Origin of the sequence: Methylocystis sp., from assembly GCF_051062815.1 — a bacterium.
Classification (GTDB): Bacteria; Pseudomonadota; Alphaproteobacteria; order Rhizobiales; family Beijerinckiaceae; genus Methylocystis.
Map to the genome: position 1 here is coordinate 17,410 of NZ_JBPFDU010000044.1, position 17,547 is coordinate 34,956.

The 17,547-nt window shown below is 64.3% G+C and carries 18 protein-coding genes; 13 read left to right on the top strand and 5 right to left on the bottom strand.

All coding sequences use genetic code 11. The features are described from left to right. Positions 1-33: 33 nt before the first annotated feature. The 5 genes from ACR65W_RS06505 (at position 34) to ACR65W_RS06525 (ending at position 4,948) form a co-directional block, all read left to right on the top strand. A complete protein-coding gene (locus tag ACR65W_RS06505; protein ID WP_434500072.1) occupies positions 34-666 on the top strand; it encodes a winged helix-turn-helix domain-containing protein in 633 nt (210 codons plus the stop codon). Positions 667-727: 61 nt separating this feature from the next. Then, a complete protein-coding gene (locus ACR65W_RS06510; protein WP_434500071.1) occupies positions 728-1,198 on the top strand; it encodes a cyclic nucleotide-binding domain-containing protein in 471 nt (156 codons plus the stop codon). A 134-nt stretch (positions 1,199-1,332) separates the two neighbouring features. Continuing rightward, positions 1,333-1,782 carry a hypothetical protein gene (locus ACR65W_RS06515; RefSeq protein ID WP_434500070.1) on the top strand — a complete coding sequence of 150 codons (450 nt, stop codon included), beginning with the start codon at positions 1,333-1,335 and terminating at the stop codon, positions 1,780-1,782. 135 nt (positions 1,783-1,917) lie between these two features. Continuing rightward, positions 1,918-3,558 carry an alpha-D-glucose phosphate-specific phosphoglucomutase gene (locus ACR65W_RS06520; protein ID WP_434500069.1) on the top strand — a complete coding sequence of 547 codons (1,641 nt, stop codon included), beginning with the start codon at positions 1,918-1,920 and terminating at the stop codon, positions 3,556-3,558. Positions 3,559-3,628: 70 nt separating this feature from the next. Continuing rightward, entirely contained in the window at positions 3,629-4,948 is a 1,320-nt protein-coding gene (locus ACR65W_RS06525) for a DUF3422 family protein (RefSeq protein WP_434500068.1), read from the top strand. 3 nt (positions 4,949-4,951) lie between these two features. Here the strand turns inward: ACR65W_RS06525 and ACR65W_RS06530 are convergent, their stop codons facing one another. Both ACR65W_RS06530 and ACR65W_RS06535 read right to left on the bottom strand, forming a co-directional pair. Further along, a complete protein-coding gene (locus tag ACR65W_RS06530; RefSeq protein ID WP_123175153.1) occupies positions 4,952-5,209 on the bottom strand; it encodes an exodeoxyribonuclease VII small subunit in 258 nt (85 codons plus the stop codon). Between the two features lie 33 nt (positions 5,210-5,242). Next, the gene (locus tag ACR65W_RS06535; protein ID WP_434500067.1) at positions 5,243-6,655 is read right to left on the bottom strand and encodes a cation diffusion facilitator family transporter; all 1,413 of its coding nucleotides are present in this window, start codon (positions 6,653-6,655) and stop codon (positions 5,243-5,245) included. A 118-nt stretch (positions 6,656-6,773) separates the two neighbouring features. Between ACR65W_RS06535 and ACR65W_RS06540 the strand changes: the two genes are divergently transcribed. The 3 genes from ACR65W_RS06540 to ACR65W_RS06550 all read left to right on the top strand — a co-directional run bounded on the left by ACR65W_RS06540 (position 6,774) and on the right by ACR65W_RS06550 (position 8,771). Beyond that, on the top strand, positions 6,774-7,214 hold the full coding sequence (locus ACR65W_RS06540) for a VOC family protein (protein ID WP_434500066.1): 441 nt from the start codon (positions 6,774-6,776) through the stop codon (positions 7,212-7,214). 420 nt (positions 7,215-7,634) lie between these two features. Further along, positions 7,635-8,021: a hypothetical protein gene (locus ACR65W_RS06545; protein ID WP_434500065.1), complete on the top strand. Its 387-nt coding sequence runs from the start codon at positions 7,635-7,637 to the stop codon at positions 8,019-8,021. Between the two features lie 108 nt (positions 8,022-8,129). After that, positions 8,130-8,771 (top strand): DedA family protein, encoded by a 642-nt coding sequence (locus tag ACR65W_RS06550; RefSeq protein WP_434500064.1) that lies wholly within the window; start codon positions 8,130-8,132, stop codon positions 8,769-8,771. Positions 8,772-8,804: 33 nt separating this feature from the next. On the opposite strand, the gene ACR65W_RS06555 is transcribed toward ACR65W_RS06550, so the two are convergent. Continuing rightward, positions 8,805-9,296: a DUF2244 domain-containing protein gene (locus ACR65W_RS06555; RefSeq protein WP_196391699.1), complete on the bottom strand. Its 492-nt coding sequence runs from the start codon at positions 9,294-9,296 to the stop codon at positions 8,805-8,807. Positions 9,297-9,344: 48 nt separating this feature from the next. On the opposite strand from ACR65W_RS06555, the gene nth reads away from it, so the two are divergent. Further along, entirely contained in the window at positions 9,345-10,046 is a 702-nt protein-coding gene (gene nth, locus ACR65W_RS06560; protein WP_434500063.1) for an endonuclease III, read from the top strand. 295 nt (positions 10,047-10,341) lie between these two features. On the opposite strand, the gene ACR65W_RS06565 is transcribed toward nth, so the two are convergent. Together ACR65W_RS06565 and ACR65W_RS06570 are read right to left on the bottom strand one after the other, a co-directional pair. Next, positions 10,342-10,854: a hypothetical protein gene (locus tag ACR65W_RS06565; protein WP_434500062.1), complete on the bottom strand. Its 513-nt coding sequence runs from the start codon at positions 10,852-10,854 to the stop codon at positions 10,342-10,344. A 113-nt stretch (positions 10,855-10,967) separates the two neighbouring features. Then, positions 10,968-11,816, bottom strand: coding sequence for an ATP-binding protein (locus ACR65W_RS06570; protein ID WP_434500061.1), 849 nt, complete (start codon positions 11,814-11,816; stop codon positions 10,968-10,970). 130 nt (positions 11,817-11,946) lie between these two features. Between ACR65W_RS06570 and ACR65W_RS06575 the strand changes: the two genes are divergently transcribed. The 4 genes from ACR65W_RS06575 (at position 11,947) to ACR65W_RS06590 (ending at position 17,540) form a co-directional block, all read left to right on the top strand. Beyond that, positions 11,947-14,904 carry a bifunctional [glutamine synthetase] adenylyltransferase/[glutamine synthetase]-adenylyl-L-tyrosine phosphorylase gene (locus ACR65W_RS06575; RefSeq protein ID WP_434500060.1) on the top strand — a complete coding sequence of 986 codons (2,958 nt, stop codon included), beginning with the start codon at positions 11,947-11,949 and terminating at the stop codon, positions 14,902-14,904. A gap of 125 nt (positions 14,905-15,029) precedes the next feature. Then, positions 15,030-15,929: a peptidylprolyl isomerase gene (locus tag ACR65W_RS06580; protein ID WP_434500059.1), complete on the top strand. Its 900-nt coding sequence runs from the start codon at positions 15,030-15,032 to the stop codon at positions 15,927-15,929. Between the two features lie 209 nt (positions 15,930-16,138). Further along, a complete protein-coding gene (gene argJ, locus ACR65W_RS06585; protein WP_434500058.1) occupies positions 16,139-17,386 on the top strand; it encodes a bifunctional glutamate N-acetyltransferase/amino-acid acetyltransferase ArgJ in 1,248 nt (415 codons plus the stop codon). A 7-nt stretch (positions 17,387-17,393) separates the two neighbouring features. Next, positions 17,394-17,540: a hypothetical protein gene (locus tag ACR65W_RS06590; RefSeq protein WP_434500057.1), complete on the top strand. Its 147-nt coding sequence runs from the start codon at positions 17,394-17,396 to the stop codon at positions 17,538-17,540. Positions 17,541-17,547 lie beyond the last annotated feature (7 nt).

The following is a 17,547-nucleotide window of genomic DNA, read 5'->3' on the forward strand; positions in this document are numbered from 1 at the left end:
TATTCTCTTCGAAGCGAGGAGCGACCCCGGCCGATGTTCTATCCGCGCGCTCTGATCATCGCCGCCGAACCCCAGTTGCGGGCGACGCTCGTCGAGCAATTCGCCGCGCTCGGCCGCTATGCGCTGCGCGACGACCAGTTCGGTGCGCCGGGAGAAGATTGGCCCGACGCGGCGATCGTTGACGAATCCCATTGCGACCTTGAGGCGCTTGCCGATGCGCGCGCGCGCGGCTGCAGCACCCGTGTCGTGCTCATCACGGATGGGCCGAAATCGCCGCCGCCAGGGGTCGACGCCGTCGTTACGCGTCCCTTCCGCTTTGCGGAACTGGTCGCGCTGATAGATTCCACGCCTGCGCGGGCGGCTGTCGGCCCCTATCATTTCGAGGCCGGCGAACTGCGGGCGCCTTCTGGCGCGCGCCTGAAGCTGACCGAAAAAGAAACGGCGATTCTCGCGAGGCTGGCGCGCGCACACGGCGCGACGGTATCTCGCGCGGCGCTGCTGCGCGACGTGTGGGGCTACGGTCCGAATATGTCGACCCGTACGCTCGAAACGCACATTCACCGTCTGAGACGCAAACTCGAGCCATCGCCCGAACGGCCGCGCTGGATCAAAACCGAAGGCGACGGTTATCGGCTCGCCGCGAGCGAAGAGGACCCCGCGTCTTAACGCTTACGCCGCGCCGCCAGCGCATGTAGAGATAGCGCGGGGGACGCCGAACAAAAATGACATGACGCTGGACGACGATATCGACAATCTCGCGCGCATCCCCCTCTTTTCGATCTTCGAGCCGAACGCCCTGCGTATGCTCGCGCTTTCCACAGAAACGCGCCTGCTGCGCGCCGGCGACGTCCTGTTTCGACGCGGCGAAATGTCGGACGGCGGCTATGTGCTCACCTTGGGGTCGATCGCGCTGACCGCCGCAAACGACGGACGTCCTCGGTCGAAGATCGTCCGGCCCTGGACGCTGATCGGCGAAACCGCCCTCCTCGCGCCCTCGACCCGCCCCGCCGCCGCGACCGCGCAGGAGCCGGCCACGGTGCTTAAGATCTTGCGGCCATTGTTTCATTTGATTTTGGAGCAGCATCCGGCGACCGCCGCTCGCGTGCGCGATTTCTTTCGTTGCCGGCTTTTGGATTTCATCCACGATATCGGCGCCGAGGCGTCGGCGTCTGACAGCGACGTTGGGCGCTTAAGGTAAACGCCAAAAAAAGTCACGTTTCAGCCTCTCGCAGCGGATCAATTTGCGCCTAACTAAGTTGTTAGTGCGGCGTGAGCTCCAGGGGAGTTTGCGGCGCAGCGCGGCGGGACGCCGCGCCAGTAGGAGGATGAACGATGCGAAAAGGCCTGAAATTGGCGCTGTCCGGCGCGCTCTGCAGCGCGACATTGGCGACCGCCGTTCCGGAAGCGATCGCCGGGCCGATGAGCGCGCCCGATCGGTCGATTGTGGCGCCTTCGAGCCCGGTCGAAACTGTCTGGTATCGTCGCGGCTGGGGCTATCGCGGCGGCTGGGGCCGGCGCTACGGCTACCGGCGCGGCTACTACAACCCTGGCGCAGCCGTCGCCGCGGGCGTCGGTCTCGGACTGCTCGGCGCCGGCCTCGCGGCTTCAAGCGGTTATGGCGGCTATTATGGCTACCCCTATGGCTATGGCTATTACCCGACCGCCTACAGCGGATGGGGAGATCCCTATGGCGGTTGGGGCGGCTGGGGCGGTGGCTGGGGCGGCGGCGGCTGGGGTGGAGGCTGGGGCGGCGGCGGCTGGGGCGGCGGCTGGGGCTGGTAAGCTCAAAATTTCTCCAGGCGGTCTGAATGGCGGCGCGGGACTCGCGCCGCCTTTTTGCCGTTGCCGGAGACGAATTGTAGAAGCGGACGCCGCGTCCCCGCGGCGCCGACAAACACGCGAGGCCACCGCTCCAAAATGGGGAATTCACAGGCGACCACGATCGCAACGACGCCCTTCGCCGATCAACGCCCGGGCACATCCGGCCTGCGCAAGAAAGTCGAGGTCTTCAAGCAGCGCCACTATCTTGAAAACTTCATTCAATCGATTTTCGACAGTCTGGAGGGATATCAGGGCGCAACGCTCGTCGTCGGCGGCGACGGCCGCTATTACAACCGCGAGGCGTTTCAAAAGATCCTGAAGATCGCCGCCGCCAACGGCGTCGGCCGCGTCGTCATCGGACAAGGCGGCATATTGTCGACGCCCGCAGCCTCGGCGCTCATTCGCGGGCTTACGGCCTTCGGCGCAATCGTGCTGTCCGCCAGCCACAACCCTGGCGGCCCGCACGGCGACTTCGGCGTGAAATACAATGTCGCGAATGGCGGCCCGGCGCCCGAGAAGGTGACGGACGCCATCTACGCGCGCACGCGCGAGATCACGTCATTTAGGATCATCGAAGCCCAAGACGTCGATATCGACAGGCTCGGCGAAACGCGCGTCGGCGACATGCGCGTCGATGTCGTCGACAGCGTCGCGAATTACAAAGCGCTGATGCAGACGCTCTTTGATTTCGATCGCATCCGCGACGCTTTTCGGTCGGGCTTCACCTTCACATTCGACGCCATGTCGGCCGTCACCGGCCCCTATGCGCGCGTGCTGTTCGAAGAGGAGCTCGGGGCGCGGCCGGGCAGCGTCATCAATGCGACGCCCCTGCCCGATTTCGGCGGCCATCATCCCGACCCCAATCTCGTCCACGCCAGGCATCTTTATGACCTCGCCATGTCGGACGCCGCGCCAGATCTTTGCGCCGCGTCGGACGGCGACGGCGACCGCAATCTCATCATCGGCCGCGGCCGCTTCGTCACGCCCTCGGACAGTCTCGCGATCCTCGCGGCCAACGCCACGATCGCGCCGGGCTATCGCAAAGGCGTCACAGGAATTGCGCGATCGATGCCGACAAGCGCCGCCGCCGACCGCGTCGCGGAAAGGCTCGGCGTCCCGCTCTACGAGACGCCGACGGGGTGGAAATATTTCGGCAATCTGCTCGACGCCGGCCTCGTGACGATCTGCGGCGAGGAAAGCGCCGGCGCCGGCTCCGACCATGTGCGCGAGAAGGATGGGCTATGGGCGGTGCTGTTCTGGCTCGACATTCTCGCCGCGCGCAAAGAGAGCGTCGACGCGATTCTCCGACAACATTGGACGATCTATGGACGCAACTATTATTCGCGCCACGACTATGAGGAAGTCGCAAGCGACGGCGCCCATGCGCTGATCGACGCGCTGCGCCAACGTCTGCCGACTCTCAAGGGCCAATATCTCGGCGGCCTTGAAGTCGCCACGGCCGACGACTTCGCCTATCACGATCCGGTCGACGGCTCCGACTCGCAGCATCAGGGCCTGCGGGTGATCTTCGCCGACGGCTCGCGGATCGTTTACCGGCTATCGGGCACCGGCACGGCCGGCGCGACGCTGCGGGTTTATGTCGAGCGCTACGAACCCGATCCCGCGCGGCAACATCTAGAGACTCAGGCGGCGCTCGCCGATCTCGTGAGACTATCGCGCGAAATTGCCGCCATCGAACGCTATACGCAGCGCGCTGCGCCGAGCGTCATCACCTGAGCCCCCAGGCCGGTGAATAGGATTCAGTCGCGTGAATGAAGCAGCCCTCCAATGCGAGACAAGAGGCGCAATGGAAATCAGCGAAGACGTACCCAAGACTCTCAGCGAGCATCCCTTCCGCGAGGCTGTTCTCGCGGAGCTGCACGCGCGGCCGTTCCTGCCGCTTGACGCGCCGCGGCGCGTCTATCACTACGCCTTCGCCACGGACCACGAAGCGGCGGCGGCCGATCGTGAAGCGATCGGCGCGCTCGCGCTCGCGCATGGCGTGCTGGCGCCGGATCCGGGCGCGCGATTCCACTACTTTATCTTTGGCGACTGGCGGCTTCGCTGGGAGCAACATAGCGAATTCACCACCTACAGCTGGTCGACTGGCGTCGGCGCCGATATCCCCTTCGCGCATGCCGATCCGTTTAAAGCGGGCGAAATCGCCTTTAAGCCGCCGGGCGTTCTCATCGTCGCGACGCAGCTCTGCGTCGTCGACGGCGCGCGATCGGTCGAAGAGCTTGCATCCTATTTCAATTCGCAGAGTCTTTGCGTCGTCGGCGTCGAAGATCGCGACGCGCAGGTTCTGACCGACTTCGCCGTCGACGCCTATGGCTTTACGCGCATACTGATCCGCGGAAAGGCGCTGCCGCGTTTCGAAGCCGGCCGTCTCGCGCAGCGCGTCCTCGAGATCGAAACCTATCGTACGATGGCGCTGCTGGGGCTGCCGCTCGCGCGGCAAGTGTCGCCGCAACTCGCCAACATGGAGCGAGAGCTTTCGGGCATCACCGAAGCGCTGAACGAAGCGCATGATATGCGCGTCAATTACCTTTTGCTGAAACGGCTCTCGGACCTGCTCGCGAGCGGTCAGGCGCTGTCGACGCGCACGGCCTTCCGTTTCGACGCGAGCCGCGCCTATCGCGCGCTGGTGAAGAACCGCCTGTGCCAGCTGCAGGAACGGCGCGAAGGACAATATGTGACGATTTCAGATTTCCTCAATGCGCGCCTTGATCCAGCGATCGAAACCTGCAACGCCGTCGAGGCGCGCCAGACCCGCTTCTCGGCGCAGGTCGAGCGCGCGACCGATCTGATGCGCACCGGCATCACGCTGGAGATGGAGCGCCAGAACAGCGCGCTGCTTGAAGAGATGAACCGCCGCACGCGTTTGCAGATGCGGCTCAACCGCATCGTGCAGGGAATCACGATCGCCGGGCTCGCCTATTTTCTCACCGGACTCTTCAGCTTTGTCGCTAAGGGGCTCAAGGCCGCTGGCGCTCTGCCGCCGCAGGTTTCCGCCGATCTCGTCGCCGCCCTCGCAATGCCGATCGCGGCGCTCATCGCTATCGCGTTCATGGCCCGCGTCCACAGATTGTCGCGAGAGGCGGCGGAGGAAGAACACTTGGACTAACGCCTATTCGACGTCGAAGGGCGCGACGCCTGTCGGCTGGCCGTTCTCGCCAAGCGTGATTTTCTCGATGCGGGCTTCGGCCTCGGCGAGAAGCGCCTCGCAGCGCGCCTGCAGCGCCTTGCCGCGCGCATAGAGCTTCACCGACTCGTCGAGCGAGACGGCGCCTTTCTCCAGGTCGGCGACAATACGCTCGAGCTCCTGCATCGCCTGTTCGAAAGGCATCGAGGCGATGTCTGCGGCGGCGTCCGGCTCCTGCGTCATGGCGTCTCTCATAGACGAAGCGCGCATCCTTGGCTATGCGGCGGCTGAGCGATCGCCGGGCTCGGCGCGGCCGACGATGCGCAGAATCGCGGGAAATTCCTCGCGCGTACGGCGCTCGATCTCGTCGAGCGCGTCATGGGCGCTTTGCACGGACACGGCCGCGTCGAGACGGCAGCGGAAGTTGACGACGATGCCTCCCGCCGTTTCACGGACTCGCACGTCCCGCACTTGCGCCGGCGGTCGGGTCTGAGCGGCGACGCGCACAAGCGCCGCTTCAATCGCGCCGGCAAGCCCGGGATCGGCGACCTGCGCCGCGAGCAATTGCAGCTCGAGCGGCTCGATATGCGTGTCGACTTCGGCGTCGGCGCCGAATTCGTCGCGCAGCGCGCTCTCGAAGTCGGCGGCGATCGCGTTCGCGCGGCCGAGCGGCATGGCGCCATCGAGTTCGACGTCGACGCCGATCGATAGCCTGCCCTCGATTTGCTGGGCGATGACATGATGGGCGTGAATGTGGCGACGCGCCCCGACTAGCAGGATGCGTTCCGCGATCGTTTCGTCGTCAAGCGCCCGCGGCTCGATCGACAGCGTGACCCGGGCGCGCGGCGTGACTGTGGCGATCGCTTCGGCGACGGCTGATTTGATGCGCGCCGCCTGCTCGACGCGCAAGCCGCGCGAAACGCCGATCGTCGCTTCGCCGATGATGTCAGGGCCAATCATGCGCAGCCGCAGCGAATCGATCGCGATGACTCCCGGCACGTCGACGATCGCCCTCTCGAGATGCGGCGCCATTTCGCGTGGCGCGGCGTCGAGCAGAGTGTCGATCGTGCGACGGCCCAGCCGAAACCCCGCGACGGCGATGAAGGCGGCGACGCCCAAGGCGGCGAGCGCGTCGCCGCGCTCGAACCCATAATGCGCGGCAACGAGACCGAGCAGCACCAGCGCCGATGACACCAGATCGCTCGAAAAATGCAGCGCGTCAGCGGCCAGTGCGTCGCTGCCCTCTTCCTTTGCGATCCGGCGCAATTGTCGCGATCGCACGAAATCAACGACGATCGAGACGACCAGAACGCCATAGATCGGCCAGCCGGCGTCGATCACGACATCCGTCTCCTGCAAGCGCCGCCAGGCTTCGCCGACGATGAACAGGGCGAGGCCGAAGAGGAAGCCGGTTTGGATCAGCGCGGCCAGCGCCTCATATTTGCCATGGCCATAGTGATGTTCCTCGTCCGCTGGCTTCTCTGCTTCGCGCACCGCGAAGAAGGTCAGCACTGTCGCGCCGGTGTCCACGAAGGCGTGCCCGGACTCGGACAGCAGCGCGAGCGAGCCAGACCACAGGCCGGCTGCGAGTTTCGCCGCCGCGAGCAAAGCGCTGGCGGCGATCGACGCCTTGGCGGCCGCCAGCTTGACGCTCGGCGCCGCTCGAGGAACAGCCTTCGTCTCGGTCACGTCGCTAGGCACCTATGTTTTGGGAGCGCCAGCGCTCTAGCAGGCGCCCGGCGTCGGCGCAAATCCGCGCCCGCGGGAACGCTATTATTATGGCGGACGCATCAGATAGGAGCCGCATATGAGATTTCTGCACACCATGATCCGAGTCGGCGACCTCGACCGCGCGCTAGCGTTTTTTTGCGGCGCGCTCGGGCTACAGGAGGTGCGCCGCACCCAGAACGAAAAGGCGCGCTATACGCTCGTCTATCTCGCCGCGCCCGAAGACGCCGCGCAAGCCAAGGAAAACGGCGCGCCGATGATCGAACTCACCCATAACTGGGACGAACACGCATATGCCGGCGGGCGGAATTTCGGTCACCTCGCCTTCGCCGTTGAGAATATTTACGAGGCCTGCGCGCGGCTGCAGGCGGCAGGCGTGACGATCAATCGGCCGCCGCGCGACGGCCACATGGCCTTCGTGCGAACGCCCGATTTGATCTCCATCGAGTTGCTGCAGAAGGGCGCGCCGCTGCCGCCGACGGAACCCTGGGCTTCGGCGCCCAACATTGGCGCCTGGTAGAGGCAAGGCTACTGCGGCGCCGCACGAGTCTTTTGCGCCGCAGCTACGAATTTTTTAGCTGCTCGGAACTATTGCTCTAGCCACGAGTTGAGTCTGAAGTCGTGCTGTGGCCTCAGCTCGGCTGATCATTATGTTGTTGATATGCTGGCGAACTTCGTCGCGAAGCTGTCACGGCTTTCAGTTAGAAGGCAGCAGCGCACGGCATGGGGAGCGAACGTCTCTCGGCTCTTGCGCCGACAGCCTTGTTCGCCGGGCTTGAGAGATCCCATCCGATCGTCGGATGCGGAATTTTTTCATCACTCATACAGATAACGTTCAGCTTGACTGGATAGCTTGGCGGAAACCGACGCGCCTCATGGCGCGAGGAAAACTGATGTCGCGGAGATAAAGAAAACCGCGGCCAACAAAGGGTTCCAAAACATGGAACGTTCAAGGGCGGAGGTCGTCATGGTCATCGTGGATCTGATCAATTCCTGCTCGAACGACAAGGTCGCACATGCCGCCTTGGCCTGCATTGGCGGCGGCTTCGCCGAACGCGTGCGCGCCGCGGCCGAAGAGAAAGGCGTCAGCGTTGGCAAATTCGTCGCGATGGCGGTGCGCGAGTTCGCGAGCCGGTCGGATGAAGCCGCGCAAGAGGCGCTTCGCGCCAAGGTCGTCCGCGACGACCAGCCTCTGCTCAGAGGATTGCGGGAGGTCCTCCAAGTGGCGCTGGAGCGCGACCCCTTCTTCTTGGACAGCGAGGCTATGGCGGCGACGCCGCCCTACGCCTTCAGCGCCGCGCGAGAGAATGCGCTGCAATATCACTGACCCTGTCCGATCGACGTTTTTGAATGGCGGCCTCGCTTCGGCGACGTCGCCATTTGCGCGTTTAGGCCTACATGAGAGTCGCGGAAGCGGATACTTTCTGGGCCATGGATGACGCATTTTCTCGACCAGGCGCAGATCGCCGCCATCCTTTCGACCTACGGCTATTGGGCGATCTTTATCGTCGTGGCCCTGGAAAGCGCCGGCATTCCGCTGCCCGGCGAAACCATGCTGGTCGGCGCGGCAATTTACGCGCGGCTCTCCGGAGCGATCGCCATCGAGAATATTGTCGTGGCGGCCGCTGCAGGCGCGATCGTCGGCGACAATGTCGGCTATTGGCTGGGGCGGGAGTATGGAACGAAGCTTCTCGAACGCTACGGCCATCATGTCGGGGTCGGGCCCGAAAAGCTGCGCCTGGGCCAATATCTCTTCTATCGTTGGGGCGGCGCGATCGTCTTTTTCGGCCGCTTCGTCGCGTTGCTGCGCATTCTCGCGGCCTCTCTCGCGGGCGCAAACCATCTGCCGCCTGGCCGTTTCTTCATCTATAACGCGTCGGGCGGCGTCGTTTGGGCCTGCGTATTCGGCTTTGGCGCGTATTACCTGACGGCCGGCTTCGAAAAAATCGAAGGTCCCATCGCGATGGCCCTCGCCGGCGGGCTCGTCATCGGGCTGTTTGTGCTTTGGCGCTACTATAAGCGGCACGAGGCGCGGCTGATGCGGGAAGCCGACGCTATGCTAAGCCAGCGACGCTAGATCTTGCCGCTTTTGGGCGGAATGGAGCGCGTTCTAGCCGAAACGGGCGCCCATGCGCGCGTCGATGAGCGCGCGGTTCAGTTCGCGCGCCAGCTCCGCTTTCTGATCCGGCCCCAAAAAGGCGCCGATCTCAATGCATTCGCCGCGCGAGATCAGGGCCACCCGCTCTGTCCCGAATTCTTCGTGGATCGTTTGCTCAAGCCGCACCCAGGAAGGGTTAAAGCGCCATTCCTTTCGTTGTCCGCGCGCGCCGATTTGCGCGAAAACGAGCTCCAGCGGCGTGAGGTCGAGCGTCTCATGACTGCGGGCGGCGCGGAAGCTGACGCGGAAGGCGAGATAGAGACCGACCGCGTCGAGGCCCATGAAGCCGGCGACGGGCCAAGCGCCCATGAAGAAGAACGGCAGCGCGAACAGCAGCTGTCCGAAACAGAAGATCATAATGAAAAGGTAGAAGGCGTGCGGCGTCATCGACCGATGCGGCGTCAGCCGCGCTTCGTAAATTTTCCGCTCGAAGGGGTCGGACATTTCTCCTGCCGGCTTTGTCCCTCAGATTCTAAAAGTTATAACGCGCCCATGGCGGAAACAAACAGTCAGCGCGCGCGCGTCACTAAAAAACCGCGCGCCGGCCGGCGGCCGGCGGCCGCTGAAGCTGCGCGCATCGAAGAGATTTTTGCGCGTCTCGCAGCCGCGAATCCCGAACCCAAGACCGAACTCGGTTACAAAAACCCCTTCACGCTGCTCGTCGCCGTCGTGCTGTCCGCGCAAGCGACGGATGCTGGGGTCAACAAGGCGACTCCGGCGCTCTTCGCGCAGGCCGACACGCCCGCCAAGATGGCGGCGCTCGGCGAAGAGCGCGTGCGCGACCTGATCAAAACGATCGGCCTCTACCGCGCCAAGGCGAAAAATATCGTCGCCCTGTCGCGATTGCTGATTGAACGGCATGGCGGAGACGTGCCGCGCACGCGCGAGGAATTGACGGCGCTCCCCGGCGTCGGCCGCAAGACCGCGAATGTCGTGCTCAATGTCGCCTTCGGCGAGCCGGTGATCGCGGTCGACACGCATATTTTTCGAGTCTCCAATCGGCTGCCGCTCGCAAGCGGCAAGACGCCCGAAGAGGTCGAAGCGGGACTCGCGAGGATCACGCCGGAGAAATATCTGCTGCACGCGCATCACTGGCTCATTCTGCACGGACGCTATGTGTGCAAGGCGCGCAAGCCAGAATGCCCGCGCTGCCTGATCGCCGATCTGTGCCGGTTCAAAGCCAAGACGATCTGATCTTCCGATCCCTGCAGCCCCACGCGGCAATGAAGACAAAGTCACAGACGCACGTCGGGCGACGTGGGATCTATTCCAATCAAGCCGAAGCGCCGAACGCTCTCGGAGAGGAACCGCGATGAATTACAAAATGGCGATCATCATCATGGGCGGATTGCTGCTTGTCGCCGCCATGATCCCCTATGCCTACCAACCGCGATGCACGACGGCGGAATGCACGCCGGAGCGTCCGTATTGATCCGCCGGACGGCGATCCGAGACGCCTGCCGTGCAGGCGTCTCGCCATATTCTCACGTCAATTGACCTGGCAGGTCGACTCATATCTTCCGCAGGCCCGGGCGTCGCCTCTGTCGCAGCTCTGTTTCCAGGTCCGGCAACCCGGCTTTTTCCACGGCTGGCTTTCAAATTCGCTCATTCGTTTACGTACAGGCACGCAGTTATCCGTTTCCGGAACGGGCCGCGTTCCGGGCGGGCAGCCATGCATCGAATGGCCTTCCTCGCCGCGACCCGGCCGCTGTCGTTGGCCGCTGTCGACGCAGAACTTCTGGGAGATGAAGCACGTCACCCTCCCGCCTTCGCGGCAAGACGACGTGGCGGTTTGGTAATGAACATTGCGGCTGCCATAATTGCCTTCAAGCCTTCGAACCTCCACGAGGCCCTTGTTGTTGGCCTTTGAAAGCGCTTCGTCTCTGGAATAGCCGCTGGCTGAAGCCTGCAACACGCCACAGAAAGCAAAGGCGCTTTCCGAAAGAGAAACCAACGAGAAAAACATCGTGATCGAGATAAGCGCAATGCGTCTGAAGCTCATGCTGCCCCCTTTTCGCCCCAGCTCAGGCTAAGGCTGATGCGGAACGAAAGCTAGCAAGCGCGAAGAAAATCCAGGGGCGAAGTCAGGCGCGGACGCGTAAACGTCGGACGATCCTAGGACAATTCTTTCCCCAATCGCCCCGCGAGATCCTGCACGAACTGCCAAGCTACACGGCCGGAACGGCCGCCGCGGGTGATCGACCACTCCAGCGCCTCGGCGCGGATCGTCGCCTCGGGCGCGCCGAGGCCAAAATGGTCGGCGTAGCCGAAGACCATCGCCAGATAGTCATCCTGGCTGCAATTGTGGAAGCCGATCCAAAGTCCGAAGCGATCGGAGAGCGAGATTTTCTCCTCGATCACCTCGCCGGGGTGGATCGCCGTGGCGCTCTCATTTTCCATCATGTCGCGCGGCAACAGATGGCGGCGATTCGACGTGGCGTAAAACAGCACATTGTCCGGCCGACCCTCGACGCCGCCTTCGAGAGCGGTCTTGAGCGCCTTGTAGCTCGTCTCCGCGCCGTCGAACGACAGGTCGTCGCAAAAGACGATGAAGCGGAACGGCGCCTGCGCCAGCGCGCCGAGCAGCGCGGGCAGCGCTTCAATATCCTCGCGATGGATTTCGATGAGTTTCAGTCCCTTCTCGGCCAGCGCGCCGTGAACCGACTTCACCAGCGAGGATTTGCCCATGCCGCGCGCGCCCCACATCAGCGCGTTGTTGGCGGGAAGCCCCTGCGCGAAGCGGCTGGTGTTGGCGAGAAGCATGTCGCGCTGACGGTCGACGCCCTTGAGCAGCGCCAGATCGACGCGATTGACCCTGCTGACGGGATGGAACGCTTCGCCGGCGGCGCGCCAGACGAACGCCTCGGCGGCGGAGAAGTCGGGCGCACGCGGCGGCGGCGGCGCCAATCGCTCCAGCGCCCCGGCGATGCGGGCGAGCAGCTGCGCGACATCCTCTTGCGACATGAATTTCCCCGCAGTTGCTTTGAAATTAGAGACGCCCCAGGGCCGTTGACCCGCCGGGGCTGATTTGCGCGACGCGCGGGATTATACCGAAGGGCCAGCGCCGCATCGACGGCTCAGCCGGGAAAAGATTTTGACGCCGACAGAACATTCGCTTATCGACCGCGCCCAGGTCGTCATTCAGCCTCTCGACGCGAAGAGGGCCGAAGAGGCGCTCGCCCGTGTGTTGGAGAGGGACGCAGCCGCCAATGGCGCGCTCGCGGCGCTGTTGCGGGACCGGCCGAAAGCGCGCGATCTGCTGCTCGGCGTCTTGGGCGCGTCGCCCTATCTGACCGACCTTTCCGCCCGCGATCCGGCGCGGCTCGCGCGCATCCTCGCGAGCGATCCCGCGCAGCGCATCGAGGCGCTGATCGAAGAAACGCGAAACATCGAAACCCAAGACGAAGCCGAGCTGATGCGCCTGCTGCGCGTCACCAAGCAAGAAGCCGCGCTCGTCATCGCCCTCGCCGATCTTGCCAAAGTCTGGGACATGCCGGAGGCGACGCGGGCGCTGACGCGGATCGCCGACGCCACGCTTTCCGCCGCCATTCGCTTCACGCTGCGCGCCGCGGCGCTCGCCGGCAAGATCGAACTCGCCGATCAGCGCGACCCGGAACGCGGCTCCGGATGGATTTTTCTCGGCATGGGCAAGGGCGGCGCGTTTGAGCTGAACTACTCCTCCGACATCGATCTCATCGTGTTCTTCGACCGTTCGCGCGCCCGACTTGCCGAGCCGTCAGAGGATGTGGATTTTTTCGTCAAACTGACGAAACGGATCGTGCGGATCATGAGCGAGCGCACCGCCGACGGCTATGTGTTTCGCACCGATTTGCGGCTGCGTCCCGATCCGGGCGCAACGCCGATCGCCATCCCGCTCGAAGCGGCGCTCAGCTATTACGAAAGCATGGGCCAGAACTGGGAGCGCGCCGCCTATATCAAGGCGCGGCCCGTGGCGGGCGACATTTTCGCTGGCGAACAGTTCCTGCAGGAGCTCGCGCCCTTCGTCTGGCGCAAATATTTCGACTTCGCCGCGATCGCCGACGTGCATTCCATCAAGCGGCAGATTCACGCCCACAAGGGACATGGCAAGATCGCCGTCGCCGGCCACAACATCAAACTGGGACGCGGCGGCATTCGCGAGATCGAATTCTTCGTGCAGACGCAGCAGCTCATCACCGGCGGCCGCGATCGGCGCCTGCGCGGGCGCTCGACGCTGGCGATGCTCGACCAGCTCGTCGAGAGCGGCTGGGTGGCGCGCGAGGCGCGCGACGATCTGCGCGAAGCCTATCTCTTTCTGCGCGACGTCGAGCATCGCATCCAGATGGTCGCCGACGAGCAGAAACACACGCTGCCGGAAACTGAAGACGGCGTCGCCGTCATCGGCCGCATGATGGGGTTTACAGGCTACGCCGATTTCGCCGAAGCGCTGCTGAAGCGGCTCGACGTGGTGCAGGGCCATTATGCGAAGCTTTTCGAAAGCGCGCCGCAGCTGACATCGTCGGCCGGCAATCTCGTTTTCACCGGCGACGACGACGATCCGGAAACGATCGAAACGCTCGCCAATATGGGCTTCGCCAGCCCCAAGACGGTGACGGCGACCATTCGCGGCTGGCATTTTGGCCGCTACGCCGCGACGCGTTCGACGATCGCGCGCGAACGACTGACGGAGCTGACGCCCATCCTGCTCGAAGCCATCGCCGCAACGGAGAACGCCGACGCCGCATTTCTCGCCTTCGACAGGCTCATCTCGAAACTGCCGGCGGGCGTGCAGCTCTTTTCCCTACTCGTCTCGCAGCCGCGACTTCTCAAACTCCTCGCCGCGATTACCGGCGCGGCGCCCAAGCTCGCCGAAACGATCTCTCGGCGCCCGCGCGTGCTCGACGCGCTGATGGAGCCGGCTTTTTTCGAGACGGCGCCGACGCAAAGCGAATTGGAGGAGCGTCTCGCCGGGCAATTCGCCGAAGCGCGCTCCTATGAAGACGCGCTCGACCGCGCCCGCATCTTCGGACAGGAGCAGAAATTCCTCATCGGCGTGCGCATTCTGACCGGATCGGCGTCGGTCACTGAGGCCGGCTTCGCCTATACGCGGCTCGCCGAAACGCTGATCGCCCGGCTCTTCGCGCGCGTCTGCGAGGAATTCGCCAAAACGCATGGAACGATCGATGGCGGCGCGTGCGCGGTCGTCGCCATGGGCAAGCTTGGCGGATGCGAGATGACGGCCGCGTCCGATCTCGATCTGATGCTGCTCTACGACGCCGACCCACTGGCGGAATCACAGGGCGGCGGACGGCCGATTTCAACGCAGCAATATTATGGCCGGCTCACGCAGAGGCTGATCAGCGCCCTTTCCGCTCCCACGGCCGAAGGCCTGCTCTATGAGGTGGATTTTCGTTTGCGTCCTTCCGGCAACAGCGGGCCGCTCGCAGTAAGTCTCGCCGCCTTTTCGGACTATCAGGCCCATGAAGCGTGGACTTGGGAGCACATGGCCTTGACCCGCGCCCGCGTCGTCGCGGGTCCTGAGGCGTTCACACAACGGGTCGAAGCGGCGATCCGCGTGGCGCTAACGAGTCCTCGCGACGCGCAAAAACTCAAGGACGACGTTTTGTCCATGCGCCGGCGGATCGAAAAGGAAAAGGGCTCGACGAGTCCCTGGGAGGTTAAGCAGGTTCCCGGCGGATTGATCGACATCGAGTTCATCGCGCAATATTTGATGCTGCTGCATGGCCCGCAGCATCCTGAGCTTTTTTCAACGAACGCCACGCTCGCCCTGCAGCGTGTCAAAGACGCCGGATTTCTCGACGCAGGCGCGGCGGACGCGCTGGCGGAGGCCTCAAAGCTCTATCAAGGGCTGACGCAATTGCTGCGACTCGCCATCGACGACGCTTTCCGTCCCGCCGACGCGCCGCGCGGACTAACGGAGCTGCTGCTGCGCGTCGGCGACGCGCCAGATCTTTCCAATCTCGAAGCCCTGCTCGCCGATACGCAGAAGCGAACCCGGGAAATTTTCACGAGCGTCGTCGGAGAGGTCGCCGAGCGCCCGGTTTCGGCGTAGCCGGGAGTTGTCAGAACCGGCTCCTCGGGCATAGATACGCCGGATTCCTCGCGCAGGAGCATTTCCCGCCAGCGGCGACGGCCGCTTTTGTTCAGGGCCGCCCTGGCCTCTTTTTGGAGCACATCATGTCTCACGCCCGCAAGAATGCGCGTTCTTTCGCCCGCGCCGCGCTCGGAGCGACCGCGCTCGCCGCCCTGCTGGCGATGAGCGCCGTCGGCGCGACATCTGCGGTCGCGAAAACCCTCGCCAAGGTCAATGGCGTCGAGATCACCGACGAGGACCTGAAGCTCGCGATGGAGGACCTTGGCGCCGCCATTCCGCGTCAGCTCGAAGGAAAGGCGCGCGAAACCTATGTGCTCGACTTCCTGATCGACGAGCAGCTGGTCGTGCAGAAGGCGCAGGCCGACAAGCTCGCCGAGACGCCGGAATTCGCCAAGAAGCTCGCCTATCTGCGCGACAAGGCGCTGATGGAGACGTTGCTCGGCGACGTCGCGAAGAACGCGGCGACTGAAGCGGCCGTCAAGCAGACCTATGACGAAGCGGCGAAGAACCAGAAGCCCGAAACGGAATATCACGCGCACCATATTCTGGTGCCGACCGAAGAAGAGGCGAAGGCCGCGCTGAAGCGCGTCAAGGCCGGCGAGGATTTCGGCAAGGTCGCGACCGAACTTTCCAAGGACCCCGGCGCCAAGGGCGGCGACCTCGGCTGGTTCACCAAGGACCGCATGGTGCCGGAGTTCGGCGACGCGGCGGCGAAGATGGAGCCGGGTCAGGTCTCCGATCCGATCAAGACGCAATTCGGCTGGCACATCATCAAGCTCGACGAGAAGCGCCCGAAAGTTTTCCCGCCGCTCAATGAGGTGAAGGATCAGGTCGCCCGCTACGTTGTGCAGAAGGCGCAGAGCGAACTCGTCATGAAATTGCGCGAGGGCGCCAAGATCGAACGTTCCGACGCGCCGGCCGAGGGCGCGCCCGGCGCCAAGCCGGCCCCGACCCAAAAGCCGGCCGACGCCAAGAAGAAGTAAGCGCCGAGCCCTTCGCCCTCCCCCTTGATGGGGGAGGGTTGTAGCTCGAAGCATTTTCGGGTGGGGGCGCCCACCCGCGCGGATGACGGCGCGACTCTCCCCATCAAGGGGACAGTGAATTGCGCGAGACCGCCCCAAGTCAGCCTTGACGCGGAGCTGTAGCGCCGGCCACATCCGCGCAGGCCCACTCCGATTGACAAGGCTCCACTATGGCTCATGACGCCGCTGTCTCGCCGCTCGCGCCGAAATCCGCGCCCGAAATCCCGCCGCTCGAGGGCGTGCGCTTCGGCGTCGGCGCCGCGGGCGTGCGCTACGCCGGACGCACCGATGTGATGCTGGCGTTGCTCGACGCGCGAACGACGGTCGCGGGCGTCTTCACCAAATCCAAATGTCCCTCGGCGCCGGTGGACTGGTGCCGCGACAAGCTGAAGGGCGGCAAGGCGCGCGCCTTGCTCGTCAATTCCGGAAACGCCAACGCCTTCACCGGCAAAACCGGCGCACAGGCGGTCAAGTTCTCGGCGAAGCTCGCCGCCGCGGCGACCGGCGCGCCCGAGCGCCAAATTTTTCTGGCGTCGACGGGGGTCATCGGCGAACCGCTCGACGCGCATAAATTCGATGGCGTGCTTGAGAAGCTCGCGCAGGAGGCGCGGCCCGACGGCTGGCTGGACGCCGCGCGCGCCATCATGACCACCGACACCTATCCGAAGCTCTCGACCCGAAGAGCGACGATCGCCGGCGTCGAAGTGACGATCAGCGGCTTCGCCAAGGGCGCGGGCATGATCGCGCCGGATATGGCGACGATGCTCGCCTTCGTCTTCACCGACGCCGCCATCGGCGCCGAGGCGCTGCAGACGCTGCTCGAGAGCGGCGTTAAGGGCAGCTTCAACGCCATCACCGTCGACGGCGACACGTCGACCTCCGACACGCTGCTGCTGTTTGCGACAGGCGCGGCGAAGACGCGAGGCGCGCCGAAGATCGACAAGGCGAGCGACAAGCGGCTGATCGAATTCAAGCGTGCGCTCGACGCCGTGCTGCTCGATCTCGCCCATCAAGTGGTGAAGGACGGCGAAGGCGCGCGCAAATTCGTCGAGGTGACGGTGACGGGCGCCGACAGCGCCAAGGCGGCGAAGCGCGTCGCCTTCTCCATCGCCAATTCGCCGCTTGTGAAGACGGCGATCGCCGGCGAGGACGCCAATTGGGGCCGTATCGTCATGGCCGTCGGCAAGGCCGGCGAAAAGGCCGATCGCGACAGGCTGGCGATCTGGTTCGGCGGCGTGCGCGTCGCCCATAAGGGGGTGCGCGACCCCGGCTACGACGAAGCGGAAGTTTCGCAGATCATGAAGCGCGACGACATCGTCATCAACGTCGATCTTGGACTCGGCAAAGGCGCGGCGACCGTGTGGACCTGCGATCTCACCAAGGACTATGTCGCGATCAACGGCGACTACCGGAGCTGACCGCCGGATGATCCTCTCGGGCGCGATAACGATCATGATTCCCGACCTCGCGCCGGAGACTGCGGCTGAGCGGTCGCTGTGCGTCGCAGTCGTCAGAACGGTGCATGACGTGCTAGATTGCCTGATCGTCGCCGAAGTCGCCTCTTCGGTCTGATCCGCGG